The organism is Streptomyces sp. NPDC051963 (assembly GCF_044593495.1).
Lineage (GTDB): Bacteria > Actinomycetota > Actinomycetes > Streptomycetales > Streptomycetaceae > Streptomyces.
Map to the genome: position 1 here is coordinate 295,062 of NZ_JBIUCC010000011.1, position 24,105 is coordinate 319,166.

The 24,105-nt window shown below is 70.9% G+C and carries 17 protein-coding genes, 1 other RNA gene and 1 pseudogene; 9 read left to right on the forward strand and 10 right to left on the reverse strand.

Features of this window, described 5'->3' with window-relative positions:
- Positions 1-9 precede the first annotated feature (9 nt).
- The 5 genes from ssrA to ftsE all read right to left on the reverse strand — a co-directional run bounded on the left by ssrA (position 10) and on the right by ftsE (position 3,963).
- Positions 10-397, reverse strand: a transfer-messenger RNA (tmRNA) gene (ssrA, locus tag ACIHFB_RS39935).
- Positions 398-490: 93 nt separating this feature from the next.
- Positions 491-1,021 (reverse strand): SsrA-binding protein SmpB, encoded by a 531-nt coding sequence (smpB, locus tag ACIHFB_RS39940; RefSeq protein WP_365283520.1) that lies wholly within the window; start codon positions 1,019-1,021, stop codon positions 491-493.
- A 58-nt stretch (positions 1,022-1,079) separates the two neighbouring features.
- On the reverse strand, positions 1,080-2,249 hold the full coding sequence (locus tag ACIHFB_RS39945; RefSeq protein WP_400129459.1) for a S41 family peptidase: 1,170 nt from the start codon (positions 2,247-2,249) through the stop codon (positions 1,080-1,082).
- A gap of 67 nt (positions 2,250-2,316) precedes the next feature.
- Positions 2,317-3,234 carry a permease-like cell division protein FtsX gene (gene ftsX / locus ACIHFB_RS39950; RefSeq protein ID WP_365283430.1) on the reverse strand — a complete coding sequence of 306 codons (918 nt, stop codon included), beginning with the start codon at positions 3,232-3,234 and terminating at the stop codon, positions 2,317-2,319.
- Between the two features lie 39 nt (positions 3,235-3,273).
- Positions 3,274-3,963: a cell division ATP-binding protein FtsE gene (gene ftsE / locus ACIHFB_RS39955; protein WP_365283432.1), complete on the reverse strand. Its 690-nt coding sequence runs from the start codon at positions 3,961-3,963 to the stop codon at positions 3,274-3,276.
- A gap of 267 nt (positions 3,964-4,230) precedes the next feature.
- Between ftsE and ACIHFB_RS39960 the strand changes: the two genes are divergently transcribed.
- Positions 4,231-4,422 carry a hypothetical protein gene (locus ACIHFB_RS39960; protein ID WP_365283434.1) on the forward strand — a complete coding sequence of 64 codons (192 nt, stop codon included), beginning with the start codon at positions 4,231-4,233 and terminating at the stop codon, positions 4,420-4,422.
- A gap of 105 nt (positions 4,423-4,527) precedes the next feature.
- Here ACIHFB_RS39960 and ACIHFB_RS39965 read toward each other — a convergent pair whose 3' ends face one another.
- The 4 genes from ACIHFB_RS39965 to ACIHFB_RS39980 all read right to left on the reverse strand — a co-directional run bounded on the left by ACIHFB_RS39965 (position 4,528) and on the right by ACIHFB_RS39980 (position 9,677).
- Positions 4,528-5,124 (reverse strand): LPXTG cell wall anchor domain-containing protein, encoded by a 597-nt coding sequence (locus ACIHFB_RS39965; protein WP_365283436.1) that lies wholly within the window; start codon positions 5,122-5,124, stop codon positions 4,528-4,530.
- A 288-nt stretch (positions 5,125-5,412) separates the two neighbouring features.
- On the reverse strand, positions 5,413-6,519 hold the full coding sequence (gene prfB / locus ACIHFB_RS39970; RefSeq protein ID WP_365283438.1) for a peptide chain release factor 2: 1,107 nt from the start codon (positions 6,517-6,519) through the stop codon (positions 5,413-5,415).
- Positions 6,520-6,654: 135 nt separating this feature from the next.
- Entirely contained in the window at positions 6,655-7,908 is a 1,254-nt protein-coding gene (locus ACIHFB_RS39975) for a serine/threonine-protein kinase (RefSeq protein WP_365283440.1), read from the reverse strand.
- Positions 7,909-8,048: 140 nt separating this feature from the next.
- The gene (locus ACIHFB_RS39980; protein ID WP_365283442.1) at positions 8,049-9,677 is read right to left on the reverse strand and encodes a serine/threonine-protein kinase; all 1,629 of its coding nucleotides are present in this window, start codon (positions 9,675-9,677) and stop codon (positions 8,049-8,051) included.
- 390 nt (positions 9,678-10,067) lie between these two features.
- Between ACIHFB_RS39980 and ACIHFB_RS39985 the strand changes: the two genes are divergently transcribed.
- The 7 genes and pseudogenes from ACIHFB_RS39985 (at position 10,068) to ACIHFB_RS40015 (ending at position 23,046) form a co-directional block, all read left to right on the forward strand.
- Positions 10,068-13,835 carry an FHA domain-containing protein gene (locus ACIHFB_RS39985; protein ID WP_400129460.1) on the forward strand — a complete coding sequence of 1,256 codons (3,768 nt, stop codon included), beginning with the start codon at positions 10,068-10,070 and terminating at the stop codon, positions 13,833-13,835.
- A gap of 175 nt (positions 13,836-14,010) precedes the next feature.
- A complete protein-coding gene (locus ACIHFB_RS39990; protein WP_400129461.1) occupies positions 14,011-15,387 on the forward strand; it encodes an ABC transporter substrate-binding protein in 1,377 nt (458 codons plus the stop codon).
- Between the two features lie 4 nt (positions 15,388-15,391).
- Positions 15,392-16,735, forward strand: a complete 1,344-nt coding sequence (locus tag ACIHFB_RS39995; protein ID WP_365283448.1) for a sugar ABC transporter permease — start codon at positions 15,392-15,394, stop codon at positions 16,733-16,735.
- 88 nt (positions 16,736-16,823) lie between these two features.
- Positions 16,824-17,732 carry a carbohydrate ABC transporter permease gene (locus tag ACIHFB_RS40000; RefSeq protein ID WP_365283450.1) on the forward strand — a complete coding sequence of 303 codons (909 nt, stop codon included), beginning with the start codon at positions 16,824-16,826 and terminating at the stop codon, positions 17,730-17,732.
- A gap of 151 nt (positions 17,733-17,883) precedes the next feature.
- Complete coding sequence (locus ACIHFB_RS40005; RefSeq protein WP_400129462.1) at positions 17,884-20,136, forward strand: CDP-glycerol glycerophosphotransferase family protein; 2,253 nt, start codon at positions 17,884-17,886, stop codon at positions 20,134-20,136.
- 44 nt (positions 20,137-20,180) lie between these two features.
- A pseudogene (locus ACIHFB_RS40010) lies at positions 20,181-21,419 on the forward strand (CDP-glycerol glycerophosphotransferase family protein); the annotation flags it as partial.
- Positions 21,420-21,492: 73 nt separating this feature from the next.
- On the forward strand, positions 21,493-23,046 hold the full coding sequence (locus ACIHFB_RS40015; protein WP_365283454.1) for a hypothetical protein: 1,554 nt from the start codon (positions 21,493-21,495) through the stop codon (positions 23,044-23,046).
- An 18-nt stretch (positions 23,047-23,064) separates the two neighbouring features.
- Here ACIHFB_RS40015 and ACIHFB_RS40020 read toward each other — a convergent pair whose 3' ends face one another.
- Positions 23,065-23,478: an organic hydroperoxide resistance protein gene (locus ACIHFB_RS40020; protein ID WP_210593580.1), complete on the reverse strand. Its 414-nt coding sequence runs from the start codon at positions 23,476-23,478 to the stop codon at positions 23,065-23,067.
- Between the two features lie 123 nt (positions 23,479-23,601).
- Here ACIHFB_RS40020 and ACIHFB_RS40025 point away from each other — a divergent pair, with 123 nt between their 5' ends.
- Complete coding sequence (locus tag ACIHFB_RS40025) at positions 23,602-24,066, forward strand: MarR family transcriptional regulator (RefSeq protein ID WP_365283457.1); 465 nt, start codon at positions 23,602-23,604, stop codon at positions 24,064-24,066.
- The last annotated feature ends 39 nt before the right edge of the window (positions 24,067-24,105 follow it).

The window sequence follows — 24,105 nt, forward strand, 5'->3', positions numbered from 1 at the left end:
ACATGGGAATTGTGGAGATGGCGGGAATCGAACCCGCGTCCAACGGTGCAGAATCAGGGCTTCTCCGAGCGCAGTTCGCTACGATTTTCTCGGCCCCGGAGATCTCGCGAACAAGTCTCCGACGGGCCCAGTCACTGTTTGATTTCCCGACGAGTCCCGTGACCGGGCTCGGCGGTTTAGTTCCCTAGATTATGCCAGGATCCGGGTCGGGAACACCCCCGGGCTGACACCCATTTAGGGTCCTTCAGTCGCTGTTATTAGGCAGCGAGGGCGAAGGACTGGGAATCGCTCTTGGAATTGGCGATTATTGGTTGCGACATATGGTTTACGAGATCATTGCCGCTTCCTCGGCTCGCTTCCCCTGCTTCGACAGCCGCTGTCGAAACCGATCATCCCCATGTTTTGTTTTCAATGCTCACACCGGACTCATCCGGTGTTGTCACCAGCATACGTGACCAACGCACGCCGATGCCACCGTATTCCCCGGTGGCTACTGCGCCCGCTGCTTCCGCTTCGCCGCCGCGATCGCGCGGTCCGACTCCCGGCGGTCCTGCTTCTCCCGCAGGGTCTGCCGCTTGTCGTACTCCTTCTTGCCTCGCGCGAGGGCGATCTCGGCCTTTGCGCGACCGTCCTTGAAGTACAGGGCGAGGGGCACGATGGTGTGCCCCGTCTCCTGGGACTTCGCCTCCAGCTTGTCGATCTCCTCGCGGTGCAGGAGCAGCTTGCGCTTGCGGCGCGCGGAGTGGTTGGTCCAGCTGCCCTGGCTGTACTCGGGGATGTGGGCGTTGTGCAGCCACGCCTCACCCGAGTCGATCTGGACGAAGCCGTCGGTCAGCGAGGTCCGTCCCTGACGCAGTGACTTCACCTCGGTGCCGGTCAGGACGAGCCCGGCCTCGTAGGTGTCGATGATCGCGTAGTCGTGCCGGGCCTTCTTGTTCTGCGCGACGATCTTGCGCTTGCCGTCCTTGGCCTTCGCGGCCCCGCCGCCCTGCTTGGGCTGGGACTCCTTGGGTACGTACATTCCCTTGCTCATAGTGCTGGCCATTTTCGCACTAGAGGGGGGCCCGAGGGAAAGGCGATTACGAAGCGTCCCCGAGCCCGCTCAGCACGGTCTCCGCCTGCTTCAGCGCCCCGGTGTCGGCCTCGAGGTCGGGCGTGATCCCCTTGCCGTCGACTCCGCGGCCGGACGGCGTGCGGTAATGCCCGACGGTCAGCTCGGCGACGGAGCCGTCGGGCAGCCGGGTCGGCATCTGCACGGACCCCTTGCCGAAGGTGCGGGAGCCCACGACGACCGCGCGACCGCGGTCCTGGAGGGCGCCCGTGAGCAGCTCGGCCGCGCTCATCGTGCCGCCGTCGACGAGCGCGACCAGGGGTCTGGTGGTGTCGCCGCCGGTCTCGACGTGCAGGGCGTGCTGCCGGCCGTCGACGTCGTACGTGGCGACGAGGCCGCTGTCGAGGAAGGCGGAGGCGGCGGTGACGGCCTCGGTGACCAGCCCGCCGGAGTTGCCGCGCAGGTCGAGGACGATCCCGGTGCCGGCCGGGGTCTGCTGCACTGCGTCGCGCACCACGTCGCCCGAGCCCTTGGTGAACGCGTCGATCGCGATGACGGTGGCGCCGTCGGCGAGATTCCGGACGGTGACCGAGTCCGTGGACAGACGGGCCCGGTGCAGAGTGAGGCTCCACGCGTGCGTGCCGCGCTCCAGGCCGAGCCGGACGGGCGTACCGGCGGCCGCGTCGGTCGCGTCGCCGCGCAGCAAGGAGACGACCTCGGTGACGGGCCGCCCGTCGACGCGGGCGCCGTCGACGCTGCGCAGCCGGTCCCCGGCCCGGATCCCGGCGCCGGCCGCGGGCGACCCGGAGCTCACCTTGGTCACCTCGATACGGCCGTCCCGCTCACGGCGCGCCCACAGGCCGACGCCGGTGTACTCGCCGTCGAGGGCCTCTTCGAACTCCTCGTACTCGCCCTGCGAGTAGACGGCGTCCCAGCGGTTGCCGCTGCGGCTCACCGCCCGTTCGGCGGCCTCCATCGGGGACTTGCCGGCGGCCATCGCCTCGGCGGCGGCGTCGGTGACCGTCTCGTGCCGGCCGGCGGAGGCGGAGGAGCGGGGCGCGCCCGACGCGGTTTTCCGGTCGGGCCCGGGAAGGGAGCCGGTCGCGGCACCGGCGACGAGCACGCTCGCGAACACCAATGTCAGGGCGGCCCCGCGGCGAATGCGGCGGGGCTGACAGAACAGGTCACGGCCTGACATGCCGGTGAGTCTAGGACAACGCGAAGGGCCGCACGGCCGGTTGACCGGACGGCCCTCTTGGCGTGCGTCACACCTTCAGGTACTTGCGCAGCGCGAAGAACGCGGCCAACGCCGGCATCAGCAGGCTCGTCGCGAGGATGAGCGGCAGCTTTGTCAGTACGGCGTCCCAGCCGATGAAGTTGATCAGATTCAGCTTCTCGGACAGGGCGAGACCGTGGTCGATGATGAAGTACCGCGCGACCACCAGGAAGCCGCAGGCGACCCCACCGCCGATCAGCCCGGCGACCGCGGCCTCCATGATGAACGGCGCCTGGATGTAGAAGCCGGAGGCGCCGACCAGCCGCATGATCCCGGTCTCACGCCGCCGGCTGAACGCCGAGACGCGCACGGTGTTGACGATCAGCATCAGCGCGACGACCAGCATCAGCGCCATCACGGCCCGCGCCGCCCAGTTCATGCCGTTGAGCAGCCCGAAGAGGTTGTCCAGGATCCCCTTCTGGTCCTGCACCGACTGCACCCCGTCGCGCCCGTCGAAGGCGGTCGCGATGACCTGGTACTTCTCCGGGTCCTTCAGCTTGATCCGGTACGACTCCTGCATCTGGTCCGGCGTGAGCGAACTGGCCAGCGGGGAGTCGCCGAACTGCTCCTTGTAGTGCTTGTACGCCGCGTCCTGCGACTCGTAGGTGATCGAGTCGACCACGGACATCTTCTTCAGGTCGCCGAGGATCTGGTCCTTCTGGTCCTTGGTGACCGCGCCCTTGGCGCAGTTGGGGTCGGACTCGGCGTCGCTCTTGTTGCAGAGGAAGACCGAGACGTTGACCTTGTCGTACCAGTAGCCCTTCATCGTGCTCACCTGGTCGCTCATCAGGAGCGAACCGCCGAACAGGGCGAGGGACAGGGCGACGGAGACGATCACCGCGAAGGTCATCGTCAGATTGCGGCGGAGACCGACACCGATCTCGGACAGAACGAACTGGGCGCGCATGGCGTCTCTTTCAGGCCTTTCCGTGGACGGGGGTGCGGGTCAGTGCTGGTAGCCGTAGACGCCGCGCGCCTGGTCGCGGACGAGGCGACCCGTCTCCAGCTCGATGACGCGCTTGCGCATCTGGTCCACGATGTTCTGGTCGTGCGTCGCCATCACCACGGTCGTGCCCGTCCGGTTGATCCGGTCGAGCAGCTTCATGATGCCGACGGAGGTCTGCGGGTCGAGGTTGCCGGTCGGCTCGTCCGCGATCAGCAGCTTGGGCCGGTTGACGAAGGCCCGTGCGATGGCCACGCGCTGCTGCTCACCGCCGGACAGCTCACCGGGCATCCGGTCCTCCTTGCCGCCGAGCCCGACGAGGTCGAGCACCTGGGGCACGGACTTGCGGATCTCGCCGCGCGACTTGCCGATGACCTCCTGAGCGAAGGCCACGTTCTCCGCGACCGTCTTGTTCGGCAGGAGACGGAAGTCCTGGAACACCGTCCCCAACTGGCGGCGCATCTGCGGCACCTTCCAGTTGGAGAGGCGCGCGAGGTCCTTGCCCAGCACGTGCACCTGACCGTGGCTGCACCGCTCCTCGCGGAGGATCAGCCGCAGGAAGGTGGACTTTCCGGAGCCGGAGGACCCCACGAGGAACACGAACTCGCCCTTCTCCACTTCCAGGGACACATCCCTGAGTGCGGGGCGGGTCTGTTTGGGGTAGACCTTGGAGACGTTGTCGAATCGGATCACGGATGCACCACGGGTCGCCGGGGGTAGATGAGCGTGACCATACGCGACCCGGGAGCACCGGCGCAGGCACCGGAGGGGTTGCGCGAGGGTTGTGCACTTTTGTAACGCCCATCGGCCACACACGACCCGCAACGGTGAGGAAATGAACAGCCACCTCTCCGGAAGCGCCCGCGCGACGCCCGGAGGAACCTGGCATTGTGGAGAGGGGAACGTTCTCGGACCCCACGGCGTTCTCTCGGTGGAACCGTTGCAAGGAGGGCGAGGCGCATGACGTACGACCGGCTGGTGTGCGCGAACTGCGCGGCGCCCGTGGCCGAAGGCCGCTGCCCGGTCTGCCGGGCGAACCGCGAGCGACTTCAGCAGGAGAACCTCTTCGCGGGGCTCAACCCGATGACGCTGATCGCACTGCTGGCGATCCTGATCGCGGCTGTGGCACTGCTGGCGCATCAGACCGCCTAGGGCGGACTCACAGACTTACAGAGGCACGCGAAGGGCCCGGAGCGACTTCCGCTCCGGGCCCTTCGTCACGCACTGTGCATACGTTCCGTACGCGCGCGGCTACCGTCAGGCAGCCGCACCGCCGCGGCCGCCCATGAGGCGCGGCAGAATGCGGAAGCCGATACCGCCGGCGATCATCGTGGCGGCACCGATCAGCAGGAACGTGGTCTGAGCCGCACCGGTCTCGGCGAGCTCGTCACCGCCGCCCTGGGCAGAGGTGTCGACGGCGTCCGAGCCGGTGTCCGTCAGGGAGGACGAGCCCTCCTGCTGGGCGGAGGAGCCGCCGTCGGGGTCGGCGTTGTTGCCGCCGCCGTTGCCGTTGCCGTTCCCATTGCCGTTTCCGTTACCCGGGTCCGAGGGCTCCTCGGTCGGCTGCGTGGGCTCGTCCGTGGGCTCGGTCGGCTCCTCGGTGGGCTCGGTGGGCTCCTCCGTGGGCTCGGTCGGCGGGTCCGTGGGCAGACCGGTCGGCGGGTCCGTCGGCAGGCCGGTCGGGACGGGCGGGTCGGTCGGCGCAGGAGACTCGTCGCCGCACAGGATGCCGAGGAAGCAGTCGTCCTCAGCAGGTGCGGCCGAAGCGGCGCCCGCAGCGGTCAGCGAGGCACCGGCGGCGATCACGGTCGCGGCGGCGATCCGCGCGACGCGGATGCGCGTCTTGTTAGTCATCTGGTTGCTACCCCCAGTAGCTGATCGTCAATGAGGCGGCGCTCAGGGCTGTGATCGACGGAGGTGGCTGCGCCGAAGGCCCCCGGTTCACATGCGCCCCAGAGATACGCATGCCGCGCTTTACCCTTCCCATTTTTCAAAGCAACGTCAAGGCCGTTTCCGTTCGCGATGTCCAATTACGGGGACTATGCGATGGGTTGGAGTCTGTGAGTGTGATGTAAAACCCGGACATGCAGCACGCAAAAGGCAACTGCCGCCGAGATGGCGGCAGTTGCCTTGTCGACAAAGTTACTTCTCCTGCTGCTTGCGCCAGCGAATTCCGGCCTCCAGGAACCCGTCGATCTCGCCGTTGAACACGGCCTCCGGGTTGCCGACCTCGAACTCGGTGCGCAGGTCCTTGACCATCTGGTACGGGTGCAGGACGTACGAACGCATCTGGTTGCCCCAGGAGTTGCCGCCGTCGCCCTTGAGCGCGTCCATCCTGGCCTGTTCCTCCTGGCGGCGCCGCTCGAGCAGCTTGGCCTGGAGGACGTTCATCGCGGTGGCCTTGTTCTGGATCTGCGACCGCTCGTTCTGGCAGGAGACGACGATGCCGGTGGGCAGGTGGGTGAGCCGCACCGCGGAGTCGGTCGTGTTGACGCCCTGGCCGCCGGGCCCGGACGAGCGGTACACGTCCACCCGCAGCTCGGACTCGTCGATCTCGATGTGGTCGGTCTGCTCGACCACGGGGAGGACCTCGACGCCCGCGAAGGAGGTCTGCCGGCGCCCCTGGTTGTCGAAGGGCGAGATCCGGACGAGCCGGTGCGTGCCCTGTTCGACGGAGAGGGTGCCGTAGGCGTACGGGATCTGCACGGCGAAGGTGGTCGACTTGATGCCGGCCTCTTCGGCGTACGACGTCTCGTAGACCTCGGTCTTGTAGCCGTGCTGCTCGGCCCACCGCAGGTACATGCGCTGAAGCTTCTCGGCGAAGTCGGCGGCGTCGACGCCACCGGCCTCCGCGCGGATGTTGACGAGCGCTTCCCGGGCGTCGTACTCGCCGCTGAGAAGAGTCCGCACTTCCATTTCGTCCAGGGCCTTCTTGACGGCGGAGAGCTCGGACTCGGCCTCGGCGCGGGTGTCCGGGTCGTCCTCCTCGTCCGCCATCTCGAACAGCACGGCAAGATCGTCGATCCGCCCGCGCAGCGCCTCCGCCTTCCTGACCTCGGCCTGGAGGTGGGAGAGCTTGCTGGTGATCTTCTGCGCCTCGTCCGGGTTGTCCCACAGGGACGGCGCGGCCGCCTGCTCCTCGAGCACGGCGATGTCTGCCCTCAGCTTGTCGAGGTCCAGAACGGCCTCGATCGACTCCATGGTCGAGGAGAGGGACTTGAGCTCTTCGGATACATCGACGACTGCCACGCCTCCAGCCTAACGGCTCCGCCAAGCGGCCAGCGCCGGGTGAGTGTCGCTTTCCTGTGACCCTCAGTTCGCGCCCGCGTCCCCTGGCCGAGTCCCTTCAGGCCGGGACGGGTGCGGGCGGCGGGGGCGCGACACTCATGGCGCCGCCGGTGCCGAGTTCTTCGTGTCCTGCGGGGTCGCTCCCGCGTCGTCCCCCGAGGTCGCCAGCCACGTACCCACCCCGGCGGCCGCCACCAGCAGCGCCGCGGCCACGCCCACGGCCACCCTGCGCCGCCGGGTCACCGCCCGGTTCCGCGCGGAACCGGGACGCGGCGCGCCCGCGGCCCGCGGCACCCGCGCCGTCCCCCGGGCACCCCCGGCCAGCTCATCGGGCCCCGGCACCCTCATCGACGTATGCGTGTCCCGGTTGGAGTCGGCCGGCTTCGCCCCCGGCACCAGCGGCACCGCACCCCGTCGCCGGGCGCGCTCACCGCTCTTCGGGGGCGGGACCTGACCGTCGCCCGCCTCCTGAGGTGTCTCCTCGTCCGACTCCGCGTCCGGCTCGTCCACGTCCAGCGGCGGCATTCCGACCAGCAGCGGCAGCATCTCCCGCAGCCGCGCGCCCATCTCGGAGGCCCGCAGCCGCGAGGCCGGCGCCTTGGCGAGGCACTGGACGAGCAGCTGCCACAGCTCGTCGGGGATCCCGGGGAGGGGGACCACCGTCTCCGTCACATGGCGCCGCAGCACCGCCCCGGGATGTCCGCCGCCGAAGGGAGTGAAGCCGGCCAGCAGCTCGTACAGCACGGTCGCCAGCGCATAGATGTCGACCGCCGCCCGCGGGGGCAGGCCCTCGACGATCTCCGGCGCGAGATAGTCCGGCGTACCGATGATCTTCGTCGCCCGGGTCCGCCGCGGGGAGTCGATGAGTTTCGCCACACCGAAGTCGGTCAGCAGGGCACGGTGCGAGCTCCCGGGCCCGAGCGGGCCCTGCATGTCGAGCAGCACGTTCTCCGGCTTCACGTCCCGGTGCACGACCCCGGCGGCATGCGCGGCCGCGAGCCCGTCCGCGATGTCCGCCACGATCGCGACCGCGGCCTCGGGGGCGAGCCGCCGGTCGCGGTCCAGCCGGGTGCGCAGATCGGTGCCGCGTACGAGATCCATGACGAGCGCAAGGTCGTTGCCGTCGACCACCAGGTCGCGCACGGAGACGACGTTCGGGTGCTCGAGGCCGAGCAGCGCCGTGCGCTCCTGCACGAAGCGGCCGACGAGCTCCTGGTCGGACGCGAGGTCCTCGCGCAGCAGCTTGATGGCGACGGGCCCCTCCGGCCCCTCGCCCAGCCACACCGTGCCGGCGCTGCCCCGCCCCAGGATCTGGTGCGCGGTGTACCGGCTGCCGATTTTCCGTGCCAAGGCTGCTCCTACCAGACGCGTGTTAGTCGCTAAAACTACGCGTCAGAAGAGCCAACCTTCACCGTCGAGGCGGAAATCACCCGCCAGGTGTCGACAAATCACCAACCCCGTCACCACGGAGGTGAATTCAGGGAATGGCGTCAGTTGGAGCCCGAGTCCCCGCCGCCGAGTTTCTCGACCCATCCGGTGACCGTGCTGAACATGTCGCCGATCTGGTCCCAGTAGCTCTTGCCCGTGCCGATCCAGTCCTGAAGCGGGCTCAGTTCCCAGACCAGCCACCCGGCGACGAAGAGGATGACGATCGTGAAAAGGCATCCCTTCAGACAGCCGAGACCGGGGATCTTCATCGGGTTGGAGCTGCGCTGCCGCGACTGCCGGGGCTCGCGCGGCGGCGGCTGCTGCGGCTGCTGGGGCGGTGCGTACCGCTGGGGCTGCTGCTGTTGTGGGGCGTACTGCTGCGGCTGTTGCTGCTGCGGATAGCCGTAGCCGGGCTGCTGCGGCTGCCGGCCGCGCGGCTGCTGCTGGGGCTGCGGCGGCTGCTGCGGTCGGGAGACCTGCCGCTGGGGCCGACGGCGCAGCGGGTCCTGGCTGGGGTCGAGGTACTGGACCTGCGTCTGTTCGTTGCGGTCGCGGGCGGCCCGCAGCTGGTTCTGCCAGGGGTGCGGGTCCTCGGGCCGCCCGGGCTGCTGGCCCGGCTGCCCCTGCGGCACCGGCGGCATGACGGCGGTCGGGTCGGCCGCGCCGGCCGGGCCACTGGTGTGGGGCATGACGCTGGTCGCGGCGTTCGGGTCGTAGTTCCCGTGCGGCAGCACCTGCGTCGGGTCGCCGGCTCCGGGCACGCCGGGTACCGCGGTGGGCGCCGGGTCGGGCGCGAGGAGCATTCCGACGCCCTCGGCGGCGGCGATCTGCGCGGAGTTCGCGTGCACCCCGATGCCCTCGGCGACGACGCGCAGCCCGCGGGCGAGGCTCTCGGCGCTGGGCCGTTCGTCCGGGTTCTTGCGCATACAGCGCTCGATGACCGTCCAGAGCGCGTCGGGGACGGTGGAGGGGCGGCGCGGTTCGGCGCTCAGATGCTGGTGCAGGACCTCCAGGGCCGAGCCGCCGGAGAACGGCGGACGGCCGGTGACCAGCTCGTACAGCAGGATTCCGGCGCCGTAGATGTCGACGGCGGAGGTCTGCGGGCGGCCCTCGGCGGACTCGGGCGCGATGTACGCGGGCGTGCCGACGAACTCCTGGGTGCGGGTCAGGCCCGGGGAGTCGGCGAGGCGCGCGATGCCGAAGTCGGTGAGCATCGGATGCATCTGGCCGCCGTCCTGGCGGAGCAGGACGTTCGCCGGCTTCAGGTCGCGGTGCACGACGCCGTCGGCGTGGCTGGCGCCGAGCGCGTCGGCGATCTGGGCGGTGAGCAGGGACGCACCGACCGGGCTGAGCGGACCGTTCTCACGCAGGTAGCGATGGAGGTCGGGCCCGTCGATCAGGTCCATGACCAGGGCCAGCAGATCGCCCTCGACGACCAGGTCACGGACCCGGACGATGTTCGGGTGAGTGAGCCGCAACAGGACGGACCGCTCTCTGAGGAAGCGCATCACGATGTCGGGATCGTTTGCGAGCTCTTCCTTGAGGACCTTGATCGCGACGGTCTCGCCGGGCTGCCCTTGCACGGCGGCCTCGGCGCCCGCGGTCTCCCGCTGGCGGGCTCGCCAGACGGTGCCCGTGGCGCCGCGTCCGAGCGGCTCCTCGAGCAGGTACTTGCTGCCTACCGGCCGCACGTCATGAGCTCCCTGCTGCTTGCCTGTGTTTCGCTGCTTGCCTGTGTTTTCCGAACCACTGTAGTGCCGCCACGCCTGGCACCGGGCTGTCGTCCGGCTGTCCCTGCGTCCTTGCCGGCGTATGTACATGTTCGAAGGAAAGACGCTCGACTCGGTCCGTCGGTTGCCGGACCCGGACGTGAGCGATCCCAAGTGGCTCCCGAACGATCACAGGTGCAGTACTGGTCAGGCACTTTTACGGGCAGAGCCGACCAATCAAGATCACTTGCCCTCCGGCGGGGGGCGCGTTGTCAGTGGCAGGTGCGAGGATGCCTTCAGTACTGGCCGACGTGCTCGTGTGGGGTGGGGGGAAGTCCGCGCCGCGCCCGCGCAGAAGGGACCGCTGACGCGATGCAGATCCGGCTGACCGTCATAGACCCCCTGGGGGCGCCCTCACCCGGCCGTGCCGCGAGCTGCGACGTACTGGTCACAGCGCCCGCGGGCACGGCGCTGTCCGCGGTCGCGTCGGCACTCACCTCGGCGGTCTCCGGCAGCGACGGCCCGGCCGTGCTGTTCGCCGGCGCGGAGCGGCTCGACGACCGGCGCTGCACGCTGGGCGAGCCCCCGCTGATAGACGGCGCCGTGCTGTCCCTGGCCTCCCCGGCCGAGCCCGAGCCGCACCCCGAGGTCGACGACGCCCCGACCCGCCTGGACATCGTCGCGGGCCCGGACGCAGGCGGCGTCCACCTCCTGCATGGCGGCCAGATCCACATCGGCCGCTCCGCCGACGCCGACGTCGCCCTCGACGACCCGGACGTCTCCCGTCTCCACTGCGCGGTCACCGTCGCCGCCGACGGCCGCGTCACGGTCGCCGATCTCGGCTCCACCAACGGCACGACCCTGGACGGCAGCCGGGTGAGCACCCGCCCGGTCCGCTTCACCCCGGGCACCCTGCTCCGGATCGGCGAGTCCGCACTCCGGCTCGCCCCGGCCGGCGGCCCCGGAGCGCGTCTGCGGACGGCACCCGACGGCGAAGGGCATGTGCGGGTGCCTGCCGGGGACGGCGAGACCACGGGAGCGACACACGCGCGTGCGGCGGCCCACCCGGCCAGGTCCGGGCCTTCCGGCAGCACGTCCCACGCTTACGGCACGGCAGCCTGGGCGACACCGGGGCAGAGTTCCGGTGCATCGGCGGTGGTGCCGGAGCAGGGCGGCGCCCCGCACATCGAACGCCGTGGGACAGCAGCCGACGCGGCTCGCGATGCGGCCTCGAGGGGGCGCACGGACGGAGGCGACACCCACGGGGGCCGCTTCGGAGCGGGCGGACCGACGGCGACGTCCGGCGCCAGGCCCACCGACGGTGGGCGCGATGGTGGGCACTTGCGTGCCGGTGCCGGGAAGGGGCCCGACGACAGCAGTGCTTTCGGTACGGCAGCCGACGGCGGGCCCGTCGACACGGTCTCCGCCACGACGGCCGTGCACTCACTCGACGGCACCACTTCCGGAGACACCCACGGAGGCGCCAACCCCGGTACGGATGCCGGTAGTTCACCAGGCGCCCCCGACCCCCGCACGACCACCCCCGGCACCGGCAGCGCAGCCTTCGACCAGGCAGCGCACGACCGGCTCGGTGATCCGGCCTCCGATGCGGTGGGCGGGGAGGCCTCGGCGCACCCCGCTGACGGCAGGAGCCGGCGCAAAGGGACTCCCCTCCGTGGGACCGATGTGCCGCAGGGCGTGCGGAGGCGCGGTGGGCTGACGGCGTGGGCGCGACGGTTGGCCGGAGGGCGCACGGAGCAGGGGGCGGCCGGGCGCGAGGCGTACGACGAGGACGTGGCCGAGGTCGCGGCGAAGCCTTCGGTCACCGCATCCTCCGTGCCGGAGGTCTGGCCGGACCCGGCGGCGCTGCTGCTGACCGCGCTGGGTCCGGGGCCCCGGCTGTGGGAGCGCGGCCCGGGACACCCGGAGGCGCTCACCGTGCGGTTGGGCACCACCGACCGCGCCGCACCCGACGGCTCCGGCCTGCTGCCCGCCGTGCCGGTGACCGCAGATCTGCGCGAGGTCGGGGCGCTGGGGCTGGCCGGCCCGCGCGCGCGGCTCGCCGGGCTGGCCCGCACGGTCGTGGCCCAACTCGCCGCGCTGCACTCCCCCGACACCCTGGAAGTCGTCCTGATCAGCGCGGACCGCGCCCGCCCGGTCGAGGAGCGCACCGCCGAGTGGGCCTGGCTGGGCTGGCTCCCCCACCTCCGCCCGGGCCACGGCCAGGACTGCCGTCTCCTCCTCGCCTACGACCGTGAACAGGCCACCGCCCGCACCGACGAACTACTGCGCCGCCTGGAGGACCACCTGGCGGAACTGAGAATCGGCACCCCGGCCGCCGAGGGAGCCACCACGGCCAACACGGTCAACACGGCCACCAGGCAGGGCACATCCGCGACCGGAACCGGTCCGGCGACGGCCATCGGACCCGACGTGTCCATCCCCTCCGCCCGCCGCGACACGGCGTCGTACGACACACCCGCGAACCACCCCGACCCCCAGGAGCCGGTCCGCGGCGCGGCCCACCGGCCGTCCTGGGCCGCGGACGACGAAGCCGTCCACGGCGAGGGCCGATTCGCGGGGCCGTACACCGTGGTCATCGTGGACGGAGACCCCGGTGGTGCCGATGTGCGGGAGGCGGTGGCGCGGCTGGCGGCTCAGGGCCCGCGGGTCGGCATACACGTCGTGTGCCTGGCCGAGACGGCTCCCGCCTCCCCGGCCTCGCCGGTGACGGAGACGTACGAGGCGGCGTGCGGGGCCTCCCCTGCCTTCCGGGACTGCGGTGCCGTCGCGCTGCTCAGCGGTGATGTCGCCACGGCGCTGCGGCTGATGCGGGTCGCGGGCGCGGGGTCGTCGCTGCCCGGCCCGGTCGGACACGGCACGGTCGCCACGGTGGACGCCGTCTCGCTCGCGTGGGCGGAGCGGTTCGCGCGGGCGCTGGCACCGCTCAGGACGGACGGTGCGACGGGAGAGCGGCAGGGCAGGGTGTCGGTTCCGTTGCCCCAGGTGACCCGTCTGCTGGACGAGTTGGGGCTGGCCCGGGCCACCCCGGCGTCGCTGATGGCGCGCTGGGCGGACGCGGCCGACGACGCGGAGGCGCTCGGCGGGCGGGCCCTGGCCGTGCTCGGGGCCGGGCCGCGCGGGCCGGTGAGCGCGGACCTCGTCGCAGAGGGACCGCATCTGCTGGTCGAGGGACCGCACGGCAGCGGACGTACGGAGCTGCTCAGGGCCGTGGTCGCGTCGCTGGCCGCCGCCGAGCGGCCCGACCGGTTGAGCATCGTGCTGATCGACGGCCGGGACAGCGTGGGCGCGGGCAGCGGACACGGCGAGGGCTTGCGGGTCTGTACGGACGTACCGCATGTGACCACCCATCTCGCCGCCAACGACCCCGTCCGTATGCGGGAGTTCGCGCAGTCGCTGAGTGCCGAGCTGAAACGCCGGGCCGAGTTGCTGGGGCGGGCCGACTTCGCCGACTGGCACACCGGGCGGGAGCTGTCCGGCCGTATGGTCGCCCAGCGATCGGCGGGTGCGAGTGCTTCCGGTGGTGCCGGGGACATCGACGCGCCGCCCAGTTCGACGATCCGGCTGCGGCCGGCCGCCGCTCGTCAGCAGGCCGAGGTGATACCTCCGTTGCCGCGGCTCGTCGTGGTCGTGGACGACCTGGACGCGCTGGTGTCGCCCGCCCTCGGTTCACCGGGCAGGCCGGCCGCCGGGTCCGTGATGCGGGCGCTGGAGGCCGTGGCCCGGGAGGGTGAGCGGCTCGGCGTGCACCTGGTCGCCGCGTCGGGGGTCGGCGGTCGTACGGCGCGGACCGAGCCGGCCCAGCAGGCGACGCTGCGGGTCACTCTCGACCCGCCCGCGCCGGGTCAGGACGAGCCGGCGCCGGGACGGGGGCGGTTGTCGTTCGCCGACGGCCGGGGAATGCCCTTCCAGGGCGGCCGCGTCACGGGCCGGATTCCCCGTACGGCGACGCTGCGGCCGACGGTCGTACCGCTGGAGTGGGAGCGCATGGGCGATCCCCCGGCCCGCCGTCCCGTCCGGGAGTTGGGGAACGGTCCGACGGATCTTGCATTGCTGGCAAGTGCGTTGGAGAGGGCGGCGCGGGAGGTGTCGGCGGTGTCGGTGCCCTCGCTTCTCTAGGCGCGAGCCGCGACGCACCCGAATCCCGCCCGCCCCCGGAGGGCTTGGTCACGACGCCATCACGATCACCGTCTTGACACTGAACGCGCTCTTGCCGACCCCAGGCACCCGGCGTAGACCAGATCGCACGGGACAGCGTTCGGACGTTCGACGAGGAACGAAGAACGGGGCAGTGATGCGCAGCACGTACAGCACCATCCGGAAGCAGACGGCCGCGAAAGCCGCAGCCACCGTCCTCACGGGAGCACTCGCACTCACGCTCACCGCGTGCGGCGGAGACGACGACAGCGGAAACGAGCAGGCGGGCAGCGGCGAGACAACGGGCACCACCGTCACCCTCCCCAAACTGAACGGCGCGAGCCTCGAAGTCGCCGCCGTCTGGAGCGGCGCGGAGCAGGACAACTTCAAGAAGGTCCTCGCGGAGTTCGAGAAGCGCACGGGCGCCAAGGTCTCCTTCGTGCCCGCGCAGGACCCGATCATCAACTTCCTGGGTTCGAAGGTCGCGGGCGGCCAGCCGCCGGACATCGCGATGCTCCCTCAGCCCGGCGCCATCAAACAGGCCGTGGACAAGAAGTGGGCCAAGCCGCTGGGCGCCGAGGCCAAGGCCGAGCTCGCCAAGAACTACTCGCAGGGCTGGCAGGACATCGGCAAGGTCGGCAGCGAGCAGTACGGCGTCTACTACAAGGCCGCCAACAAGTCCCTGATCTGGTACAACACCAAGGTCTTCGAGAACGCGGGGGCCACGGAACCGAAGACCTGGGACGAACTCCTCACCGCCGCCCAGACCATCTACGACTCCGGTGTCACGCCGTTCTCCGTCGGCGGCGCCGAGGGCTGGACCCTCACCGACTGGTTCGAGAACATCTACCTCTCCCAGGCGGGCCCGGAGAAGTACGACCAGCTCGCGCAGCACGAGATCAAGTGGACGGACCCGTCCGTGAAGGACGCGCTGACCACGCTGGCGCAGGTCTGGGGCAAGAAGGACTATGTCGCCGGCGGTGCGAAGGGCGCCCTCCAGACGGACTTCCCGGCCTCGGTGACGCAGACCTTCACCGGCGGCGACCAGCCCAAGGCCGGCATGGTCTACGAGGGCGACTTCGCGCAGGTCAACATCGGTACGGCGGGCGCGAAGGTCGGCACGGACGCGAAGGTGTTCCCCTTCCCGGCCGTGGGCGACAGCGCCCCCGTGGTCTCCGGCGGCGACGCGGCGGTGATCCTGAAGGACTCCAAGGCGGCGCAGGCACTGGCCACCTTCCTGGCCTCCCCGGACGCGGCGACGATCCAGGCGAAGCTGGGCGGCTATCTCTCACCGAACAAGAACGTGGACAACTCCGCGTATCCGAACCCGGTGCAGCAGAAGATCGCCAAGGCGCTCATCGACTCGGGCGACGAGTTCCGCTTCGACATGTCCGACCAGGCCCCGCAGGCCTTCGGCGGTACGCCCGGCAAGGGCGAATGGAAGGCACTCCAGGACTTCCTGACGAACCCGAAGGACGTCGCGGGCACGCAGGCCCAACTGGAGGCCGACGCGGCGGCCGCCTACGGAGGCTGACGCGATGACGTCCGCCACGGCGGCAGGGGGCCCTCCGCCCCCTGCCGCCCCCAAGTCGCGCAAGAGTGTGACCGGCACCCGGAAGACCGTGGCAGCGCTGTTCCTGCTGCCCGCTCTCGTGCTGCTGGGCGCGCTCGTGGTCTACCCGATCGGGTACTCGGTCGTCCGCAGTTTCTACGACCAGTCGGGAAGCGGTTTCGCCGGATTCGACAACTACGAGGCGCTGTTCACCGACGACGGCATCCGCACCGCCCTGAAGAACAACGTCATCTGGGTGGTGTTCGCGCCGACGGTCGCCACCGCACTCGGTCTGATCTTCGCGGTGCTGACCGAACGGGTGCGCTGGGGCACGGCGTTCAAGCTGGTCGTCTTCATGCCGATGGCGATCTCCATGCTGGCGGCAGGCATCATCTTCCGCCTCGTCTACGACCAGGACCCGGAGAAGGGCGTCGCGAACGCGGTGTGGGTGGGCATCCACGACACGTTCGCCGAGTCGTCCGCGTTCCCGAAGGCCCACCCGGGCCGTGAGTCGCCGCTGGTGGCACAGAGCGGCGGCTTCATCACCAAGGCGACGGTCCACACCGGGGACACCGTCACCCTCCCCCTGGTGGGCGTCGCCCCCGAGCAGATGCCCGGCGACGCGAAGAGGGCCGTGTCGCCGCAGGCCGACCCGGGCCGGATCACGGGTACGACCTGGCAGGACTTCACCCGCGGCAAGGGCGTCGGCACGCTCGGCGCACCCGACGCGACCGAACTCGGCTACCCCGGCATGAAGATCGAGGCGGTCAAGGACGGCAAGGTCGTGGAGTCGGCGAAGGCCGGCGCGGACGGCACGTTCTCGCTGTCCGAGAAGGCCGACGGCGCCCAGCTGAGGCTTCCGGCGAGCAACTTCAAGGAGGCGTACAACGGCCTGGACTGGCTCGGCCCCTCGCTGGTCACGCCGTCGATCATCGGGTCGTACGTCTGGATGTGGGCCGGTTTCGCGATGGTGCTGATCGCGGCCGGGCTCGCGGGCATCCCCCGCGAACTGCTGGAGGCGGCCCGTGTCGACGGCGCCAGTGAGTGGCAGGTGTTCCGCAGGGTCACGGTCCCCCTGCTGGCGCCCGTCCTCGCGGTCGTCATCGTCACCCTGATGATCAATGTGCTGAAGATCTTCGACCTGGTCTTCATCATCGCCCCGGGCTCCGCTCAGGACGATGCGAACGTCCTCGCACTGGAGCTGTACCGCAAGGGCTTCTCCGAGGACCAGCCCGGCATCGCCAGCGCCATCTCGGTGTTCCTGCTGCTGCTGGTAATCCCCGTCATGTGGTTCAACATCCGCAGGCTCAGGCGGGAGGTACGGCGATGAGCGCCCACCTGTCTTTCTGCTGGGGGTCCGGGGGTTATCCCCCGGGAAGGCGCAGTAACATTCGTCGGCTCAGGCGGGAGGTACGGCGATGACCACACATGCCGACAGGCTCTCCGAGCCGGCACCGGTCGAGGCGGTCAAGGCGAAGCAGTCCCTGGGCTCGCGCCTCGCCGAAGGGGTCAGCGGCGGGCTGGTGCGGGTGTTCCTCATCCTCGTCGGCCTGTTCTGGCTGGTCCCGACGATCGGTCTGCTCCTCTCCTCGCTGCGTCCCCCGGAGGAGATGACGATCAGCGGCTGGTGGGACGTCTTCAGCAAGCCGTCCCAGCTGACCTTCGAGAGCTACGACAAGCTCCTCCAGAACAGCGACATCACCGACTCGCTCGTCAACACCCTGCTGATCACGGTCCCGGCGACGGTCCTCGTCGTCGTCATCGGCGCGCTCGCGGGCTACGCGTTCGCGTGGATGGAGTTCCCGGGCCGCGACTGGTGGTTCCTGGGAGTGGTCGGTCTGCTGGTGGTGCCGGTGCAGGTGGCGCTGATCCCGGTCGCCGAACTCTTCGGCAAGATCGGCCTGTTCGGCAACATCATGGGCGTGGTCCTCTTCCACACGGGCTTCGGTCTGCCCTTCGCGGTGTTCCTGCTGCGGAACTTCTTCGCGGAGATCCCGAAGGAGCTACTGGAGGCGGCCCGGCTCGACGGTGCGGGTGAACTGCGGCTGTTCGTCCGGGTCGTGATGCCGCTGGGCGGGCCCGCGATCGCGAGCCTGGGCATCTTCCAGTTCCTGTGGGTTTGGAACGACATGCTGATCGCGCTGGTGTTCTCCGACACCAACAGCCAGCCGATCACGGTCGCCCTCCAGACGCAGATGCGTGCGTTCGCCGACAACGTCGACATCCTGGCGCCGGGCGCGTTCATCTCCATGGTGGTCCCGCTGGTCGTGTTCTTCGCGTTCCAGCGACAGTTCGTGTCCGGGGTGATGGCGGGCGCGGTGAAGTAGTCCGTACACGGGGACGTCACAGGGGTGGGCCGACACCGGCCCACCCCTCAACATTCACCCACCATCCCCCGTATGCCGTACGAAACGTAACCAAGTCACTCCACTGGCCGTTCCCGGGGCCGGAACGCCCGCGCCGACCCATGGATGTGCCTTGCCCAGGTTCAGTGTCATCGTCCCCGCGTACCAGGTTCAGGCGTATCTGCACGAGTGCCTGGAGTCGGTGCTCTCCCAGTCGTGCCCGGATCTGGAACTGATCGCCGTGGACGACTGCTCGCCGGACGCCTGCGGTGCGATCGTCGACGAGTTCGCGGCCCGCGACCCGCGTGTACGGCCGCTGCATCTGCCGGCCAACGGGGGCCCGGGCCGGGCCCGCAACGCCGGGATGGCCGAGGCCACCGGCGACTATGTGCTGTTCCTGGACGGCGACGACACCCTCACCCCGGACGCGCTGCGCACGATCGCCGACCGGCTGAAGGAGACGGGTGATCCGGACGTCCTGGTGTACGACCACGCGCGCACGCACTGGTCGGGCGAGACCCTCCGCGACCAGTCCGCCGAGCACCTCACCGAACAGGGGCCGGCGCCCTTCCGCCTGGAGGACCGGCCGGGGCTGCTGAACCTGCTGACGGTGGCCTGGAACAAGGCGTACCGCCGGGAGTTCGTCGAGCGTGAGGCCTTCGCCTTCCCGCCGGGCTCCGGCTGCGACGATGACACCCCGTGGACCTACCCGGTCCTGATGACCGCCGGTTCCCTCGCCACCCTCGACCGGGTCTGCGTGCACCACCGGCAGCGCCGCCGGGGCGGCATCCTCGGCACCACCGACCGCCGCCACTTCGATGTCTTCGAGCAGTACGACCGTCTCTTCGCGTTTCTCGACGGCCGCCCCGAGCTCGCCGGATGGCGGCCGCTGTTGTTCCGCCGGATGGTCGACCACCTGGTGACGGTGTACGGCAGGCGGGCCCGGCTGCCGCGCGCGGCCCGCACCGAGTTCCTGCGCAAGTCCCGGGCGCACTACCGCCGTTACCGCACGCCGGGCTCCCCGGTCCCGCCGGGCTCGCGTGCCCGGCATGTGCTGATCCGGCTGGGCCTGCTGCGCACGTATCGGCTGCTCCGCCTCACCTCGGCCGTGCACCGCAGGGCGGTGAGGCGGTCGGTCCGGCTGCTCCGATCGACGCGCGCCATGGCACTGCGGCTCCACTACCGCATCCAGCTGCGCCTTCCCCTGCGCGCCGATCGCGCCGTCTTCTCCTCGCATCGGGACCGCGGCCACGGCTGCAGTCCGGGTGCGCTGGAGGGCGCGTTCCGTTCCTTCGCCCCGCACATCCGCACGGCGTGGATCGCTCGCCCCGAACACCACCACACCGTCCCGACGGCGACGCGTCGTCTGCGGCCCGACACGGCCGCGTACTGGACGGCGCTGGCCCGCTCCAAGTACCTCGTCACCAACGCCGAGTTCGACGGTCCGCCGGTCAAGCGGTCCGGTCAGATCGTCGTCCAGACCCTGCACGGCACCCCTCTCAAGCACATGGGCCTGGACCTCCAGGAGCGCCCGGCGGCCGCCCGCGACACGGACTTCGGCGCGCTTGTGCGCAACGTCGACACATGGGACTACGTCGTCTCCGCCAACCGCCACTCCACACTGACCTGGGAGCGCGTCTACCCGGGCGGCTACACGACGCTCGCCCACGGCTGCCCCCGCAACGACGTGTTCCAGCGGGCCACTTCGGCGGACGTGGCCCGGCTGCGCGAGACCCTCGGCATCCCCGCGGACACGGTCGCGATCCTGTACGCGCCGACCTACCGCGACTACCGCCGCACCCAGCGCAGCGCCCTCGACCTGGAGCGCGTCGTACGCCGGCTGGGCCCCCGCTTCGTCGTCCTGGCCCGCGCCCACCCCCGCCACGGCGGTCCGCTCACCGGCCCGACGGCCCGTGTCATCGACGTCACCGACCACCACAGCGTCGAGTCCCTGTGCCTCGCCTCGGACGCCCTGGTCACCGACTACTCGTCGATCATGTTCGACTACGCCAACCTGGACCGCCCCATCGTCGTCCACGCCGCCGACGAGGACTGGGCGGCGTACGAGGCGGCCCGCGGAACCTACTTCGACCTGCGCTCCTTCCCGCCGGGCGCGGTCGCGCGCAGCGAGGACGAGCTGATCGACATCTTCGCCACCGGCCACTGGCGCGGCTCCCGCTCCGCTCAGCTGCGCTCCGCGTTCCGTGAGCGGTTCTGCCCGTACGACGACGGACGCGCCGCCGAGCGGGTCGTACGCCGTGTGGTGCTGGGCGAGGCGGACGCGGCCCTGCCGCCCGTCGTACCGCCCGCGGAGCGCCACCCGGTCCCGTCGCCCGCGCGCACACGGCTGACCATGATCCCGCAACCGGCCGAAGCTCCCCGCTGACCCGCGGCCGCGCAACCGGCCGAGCACGTCTGAACACCGTTCTCACACCAGGGAGTTCCCTTGCCCTCCAGTCCGTCACGGCCCACTCCCAGCAGGCCGCACACCTGGCGTCCGGCGGGACGGCCCGGACGAGCGACCTCATGATGCTCCGCACCCGCCTCCGCTACCGGTGGCATCTGCAGCGTCCGCTGGATCCGGACCTCGCGGTGTACTGCGCCTACTGGGGCCGCGGCTACACCTGCAACCCGGCCGCGATCCACGCCAAGGCCCGCGAACTCGCCCCGCACATCCGCTCGGTGTTCCTGGTGGACGCGGAGGCGGCTGCCACGATGCCGCGCGACGTGGAGTACGCGGTGATCGGCAGCAACCGGTACTGGGAGCTGCTGGCCCGCGCCACCTACCTGGTCAACAACGCCAACTTCGCGAGCCGGGTGGTGAAACGGCCCGGCAGCGTCCACCTCCAGACGCAGCACGGCACCCCGCTCAAGACCATGGGCATCGACGAGCCGACGGTCGGCGGCCACGACCGGCTGCTGCGCCGGGTCCGCCGCTGGGACTTCAGCCTCTCCTCCAACCGGCACTCGACACGGATCTGGGAGCACGCGTTCCCGGGCTCGTACGAGACCCTGGAGTACGGCTATCCGCGCAACGACCGGTTCTTCACGGCGACCTCCGACGACGTGGTCCGGATCCGCCGTGAGCTGGGCGTACCGCGCAGTGCGAGGGCCGTGCTGTACGCGCCGACCCACCGCGCGGGCTTCGATCCGGACCTGGACCTGGAGGCCTTCTGCGCGGCGGCCGGTGACGACGTGGTGGTCCTGCTGCGCGCCCACTACTTCCACGACCGTCGGGCGCTGCGGACCGGCGGCCGGATCATCGACGTGACCGGCCACCGCTCCGCCGAGGACATCTGTCTGGCGGCCGACGTCCTGCTCACCGACTACTCGTCGATCATGTTCGACTACGCCAACCTGGACCGTCCGATCGTCGTGTACGCCGACGACTGGGAGGCCTACCGGGAGACGCGGGGCGTCTACTTCGATCTGCCGGCGGCGCCGCCGGGCCCGGTCGCCCGCACTCCTCAGGAGCTGGCGCGAGTGTTCCGCGACCGCTCGTACACCGAGTCCCATGCCCTGCGGGCCGCCTTCCGGCAGCGCTTCTGCCAGTTCGACGACGGCCTGGCCGCCGAGCGGGTGGTCCGGCGGATCCTGCTCGGCGAGCCGCCGGAGGCGATCCCGCCGGTGGTCCCGCTCGCAGAACGGACCCCGGCGCTCACCCGATGAGGTGAGTTGAGGCACAGTCGTCGGCTCCGGGCGGGAACATACGACAAATGCCCCCGATGCTTCTCTGTCCGCGGTGAGCTCCGGAGTCCTCACCCGGCGGGCCGTGCGCGGCGCGACGGCGCTGCGCGGCGGCCGCCTCTGGCGTCCGACGCCGTTCCAGGTCTTCGGCTTCCTGTTCTGGCTGCTGATGTCGCTGGCGTACTGGCGGGTGCCGCCGTGCTGCGACGCCGGGCAGCATGCGGCGGTCGTCGAGCGCATCACGGCGGACCTGCTGCATCCGCGCCATCCGACGGCGGACCTGCCGGGTGCGGGCAGCCCGTACTACTCGCCGTACGCGGTGGTGCAGGGCGCGTTCGCGCGGCTGACCGGGCTGACGGGCTGGGAGGTGGTGCGGCTCGCCGGGCCGCTGAACCTGCTGGTGCTGCTGACCGGCCTCGGCCGCTTCGTGCGGGTGCTGACGCCGCGCCCCTGGGCGCCGGTGCTCGCACTCGCCTCGCTGACCCTGCTGTGGGGCACCGCCCCGCGCAGCGGCGGCCTCGGGCTGCTGTCGATGACGAGCGATCTCGGCTATCCGTCGGCCTTCGCGACCGGGCTCGCCCTCTGGGCCTGGGCACTGACGGGTACGCGGGCCCATGACATCCGGCCGGTGCGCTACGTCGGGCCGAGCGGGCTGCGCGGCTTCTCCGGGTACGCGGGGCTCGGTGCGCTGTACGGGGTGATCCTGCTCGTCCATCCGGTCACGTCGGTGGCGGCGGCGGTGGGCATGGTCTCGATGATCGCCGGACGGCAGCGGGGATGGCGTCCCGCGGTGGCCGTCCGCTGGGCTCTCACGGGCGTCGTGGCCCTGCTGGTCGCCTGGTCCTGGCCGTACTTCGACGTGTTCGCGCTCGCCTGGGACGGCGCCCTCGACCCGGTGCACCGGCGGCTGTACACGGACCTGGGCGGACAGTTCTGGCCGGCCGTGCTGCTGGGGCTGCCGGCGCTGTGGCTGCGAAAGCGGCGGTCGTCCCGGCGGGATCCGCTGGTGCTGATGTTCGCGCTCGACTGTCTGGTGGCGGCGTACGGCGGGCTGAGCGGCCGCTACACCTACGGCGGGGTTCTCGGACTGACCGCACTGCCCTTGCAGTGCGCGCTCGCGGTGGAGCTGGCGGCGCCGAGGCCCTGGCCGGTGTGGCGGCGGGCGCTGGGGGTGGCGGCGGCCGCGGGTGCCTGCCTCGGGTTCCTCACCGTGCAGGCGGGGGCGGTGGTGCCGCGCTCACTGGACCCGGTCGGCTTCCGGCAGCCGCCGCGCTGGCCGTCGTACGACTGGGCGGCCCAGCACATCGGGCCCGGCGAGGTCGTGATCACCGACGGCCGGCACGCCGGTCGGGCGATCGCCGGTCACGGGCCGAACCTGGCTGCGCCCGTCCGGCCGGATCCGGCGCTGGACGAACGAGAGCGCGGGCGCCGGCTGGCCGACGTCCGCGCCTACCTCTCCCCGTCGTCGACCCGCGCCGAGCGCTCCGCCGTCGTCCGCCGCTACCGCGTGCGCTGGCTGCTGCTGACGCGGCAGCGCACCCTGCCCGAGGAGGCGGTGGTGGTGGCGTGGAGCGAGCGGACGGGGGAGGTGCTGGCGCGGGTCGGTTGAGGGGTCGGTCGAGGGGGGTTACTCGACGACGATGTCGACGTCGATGTTGCCCCGGGTGGCGTTGGAGTAGGGGCACACCTGGTGGGCCTGCTCGACCAGCTTGCGGCCGGTCGTCTCGTCCAGACCGTCGGGCAGCTCGACGCGGAGGGTCACCTTCAGGGCGAAGCCCTCGCCCTGCTTGCCGATGCCCACCTCGGCGGTGACGGCGGCGTCGCTGACGTCGACCTTCGCCGCGCGGCCGACGACACCGAGCGCGCTGCCGAAACAGGCGGCGTAACCGGCCGCGAACAGCTGCTCCGGGTTGGTGCCCTGGCCGTTGCCGCCCATCTCGACGGGGATGCCGAGGCCCAGGTCCAGCTTGCCGTCGGAGGTGACGGCGCGGCCGTCGCGGCCGTGGGTGGCGGTGGCGACTGCGGTGTAGATCGCGTCCATGGAAAGACCATCCCTCTCAGATCACGGTCGAGGCGGCGTTTGTGGTGCCGCCCGATGACCACAAGTAGAGCACGCAATTCAGTTGTGCGCAACTAAATGACGGGCAAGAGCTATCCTGTTCTCATGACCACCACGCCCGCCTCGGACTGGCTCCGCCTCGACCAGCAGATCTGCTTCTCCCTGAACGCCGCTTCGCGCGCCTTCGGCGGCCTCTACCGCGTGGTCCTCAAGGACCTCGGCCTCACCTACCCGCAGTACCTCGTGCTGCTGGTGCTGTGGGAGCACGGCGAGCTGCCCGTGAAGAAGCTGGGCGAACACCTCCGCCTCGACTCCGGCACACTGTCCCCGCTGCTCAAGCGGCTGGAGACGGCCGGCCTGGTCCACCGGGAGCGCAGCGCGCGCGACGAGCGGTCGGTGGAGGTTCGGCTCACCGAGGAGGGCACCGCGCTGCGCGAGCGGGCGCTGGAGGTACCGCGCCGGATCGCCGCCGCGACGGGCTTCGACATCGACGAGGTCCGGGAGCTGCGGGAGCGTCTGGACCGCCTCACCACAGCGCTGGACACGGCGGCCGTGCAGGCCGGCGACTGAGGCCTGATTCACTTGGACCGACCACTGCACCACGCACGG

What these genes read in the sequence shown, in the direction of transcription:
- ACIHFB_RS39965 (WP_365283436.1), bottom strand. Translation starts at nt 5,124, where the DNA reads ATGACTAACAAGACGCGCATCCGCGTCGCGCGGATCGCCGCCGCGACC.
- ACIHFB_RS39990 (WP_400129461.1), top strand. Translation starts at nt 14,011, where the DNA reads ATGCGCAGCACGTACAGCACCATCCGGAAGCAGACGGCCGCGAAAGCC.
- smpB (WP_365283520.1), bottom strand. Translation starts at nt 1,021, where the DNA reads ATGTACGTACCCAAGGAGTCCCAGCCCAAGCAGGGCGGCGGGGCCGCG.
- ACIHFB_RS39945 (WP_400129459.1), bottom strand. Translation starts at nt 2,249, where the DNA reads ATGTCAGGCCGTGACCTGTTCTGTCAGCCCCGCCGCATTCGCCGCGGG.
- ACIHFB_RS40000 (WP_365283450.1), top strand. Translation starts at nt 16,824, where the DNA reads ATGACCACACATGCCGACAGGCTCTCCGAGCCGGCACCGGTCGAGGCG.
- ACIHFB_RS39995 (WP_365283448.1), top strand. Translation starts at nt 15,392, where the DNA reads ATGACGTCCGCCACGGCGGCAGGGGGCCCTCCGCCCCCTGCCGCCCCC.
- ACIHFB_RS40025 (WP_365283457.1), top strand. Translation starts at nt 23,602, where the DNA reads ATGACCACCACGCCCGCCTCGGACTGGCTCCGCCTCGACCAGCAGATC.
- ACIHFB_RS40020 (WP_210593580.1), bottom strand. Translation starts at nt 23,478, where the DNA reads ATGGACGCGATCTACACCGCAGTCGCCACCGCCACCCACGGCCGCGAC.
- ftsX (WP_365283430.1), bottom strand. Translation starts at nt 3,234, where the DNA reads ATGCGCGCCCAGTTCGTTCTGTCCGAGATCGGTGTCGGTCTCCGCCGC.
- ACIHFB_RS39960 (WP_365283434.1), top strand. Translation starts at nt 4,231, where the DNA reads ATGACGTACGACCGGCTGGTGTGCGCGAACTGCGCGGCGCCCGTGGCC.
- ACIHFB_RS39985 (WP_400129460.1), top strand. Translation starts at nt 10,068, where the DNA reads ATGCAGATCCGGCTGACCGTCATAGACCCCCTGGGGGCGCCCTCACCC.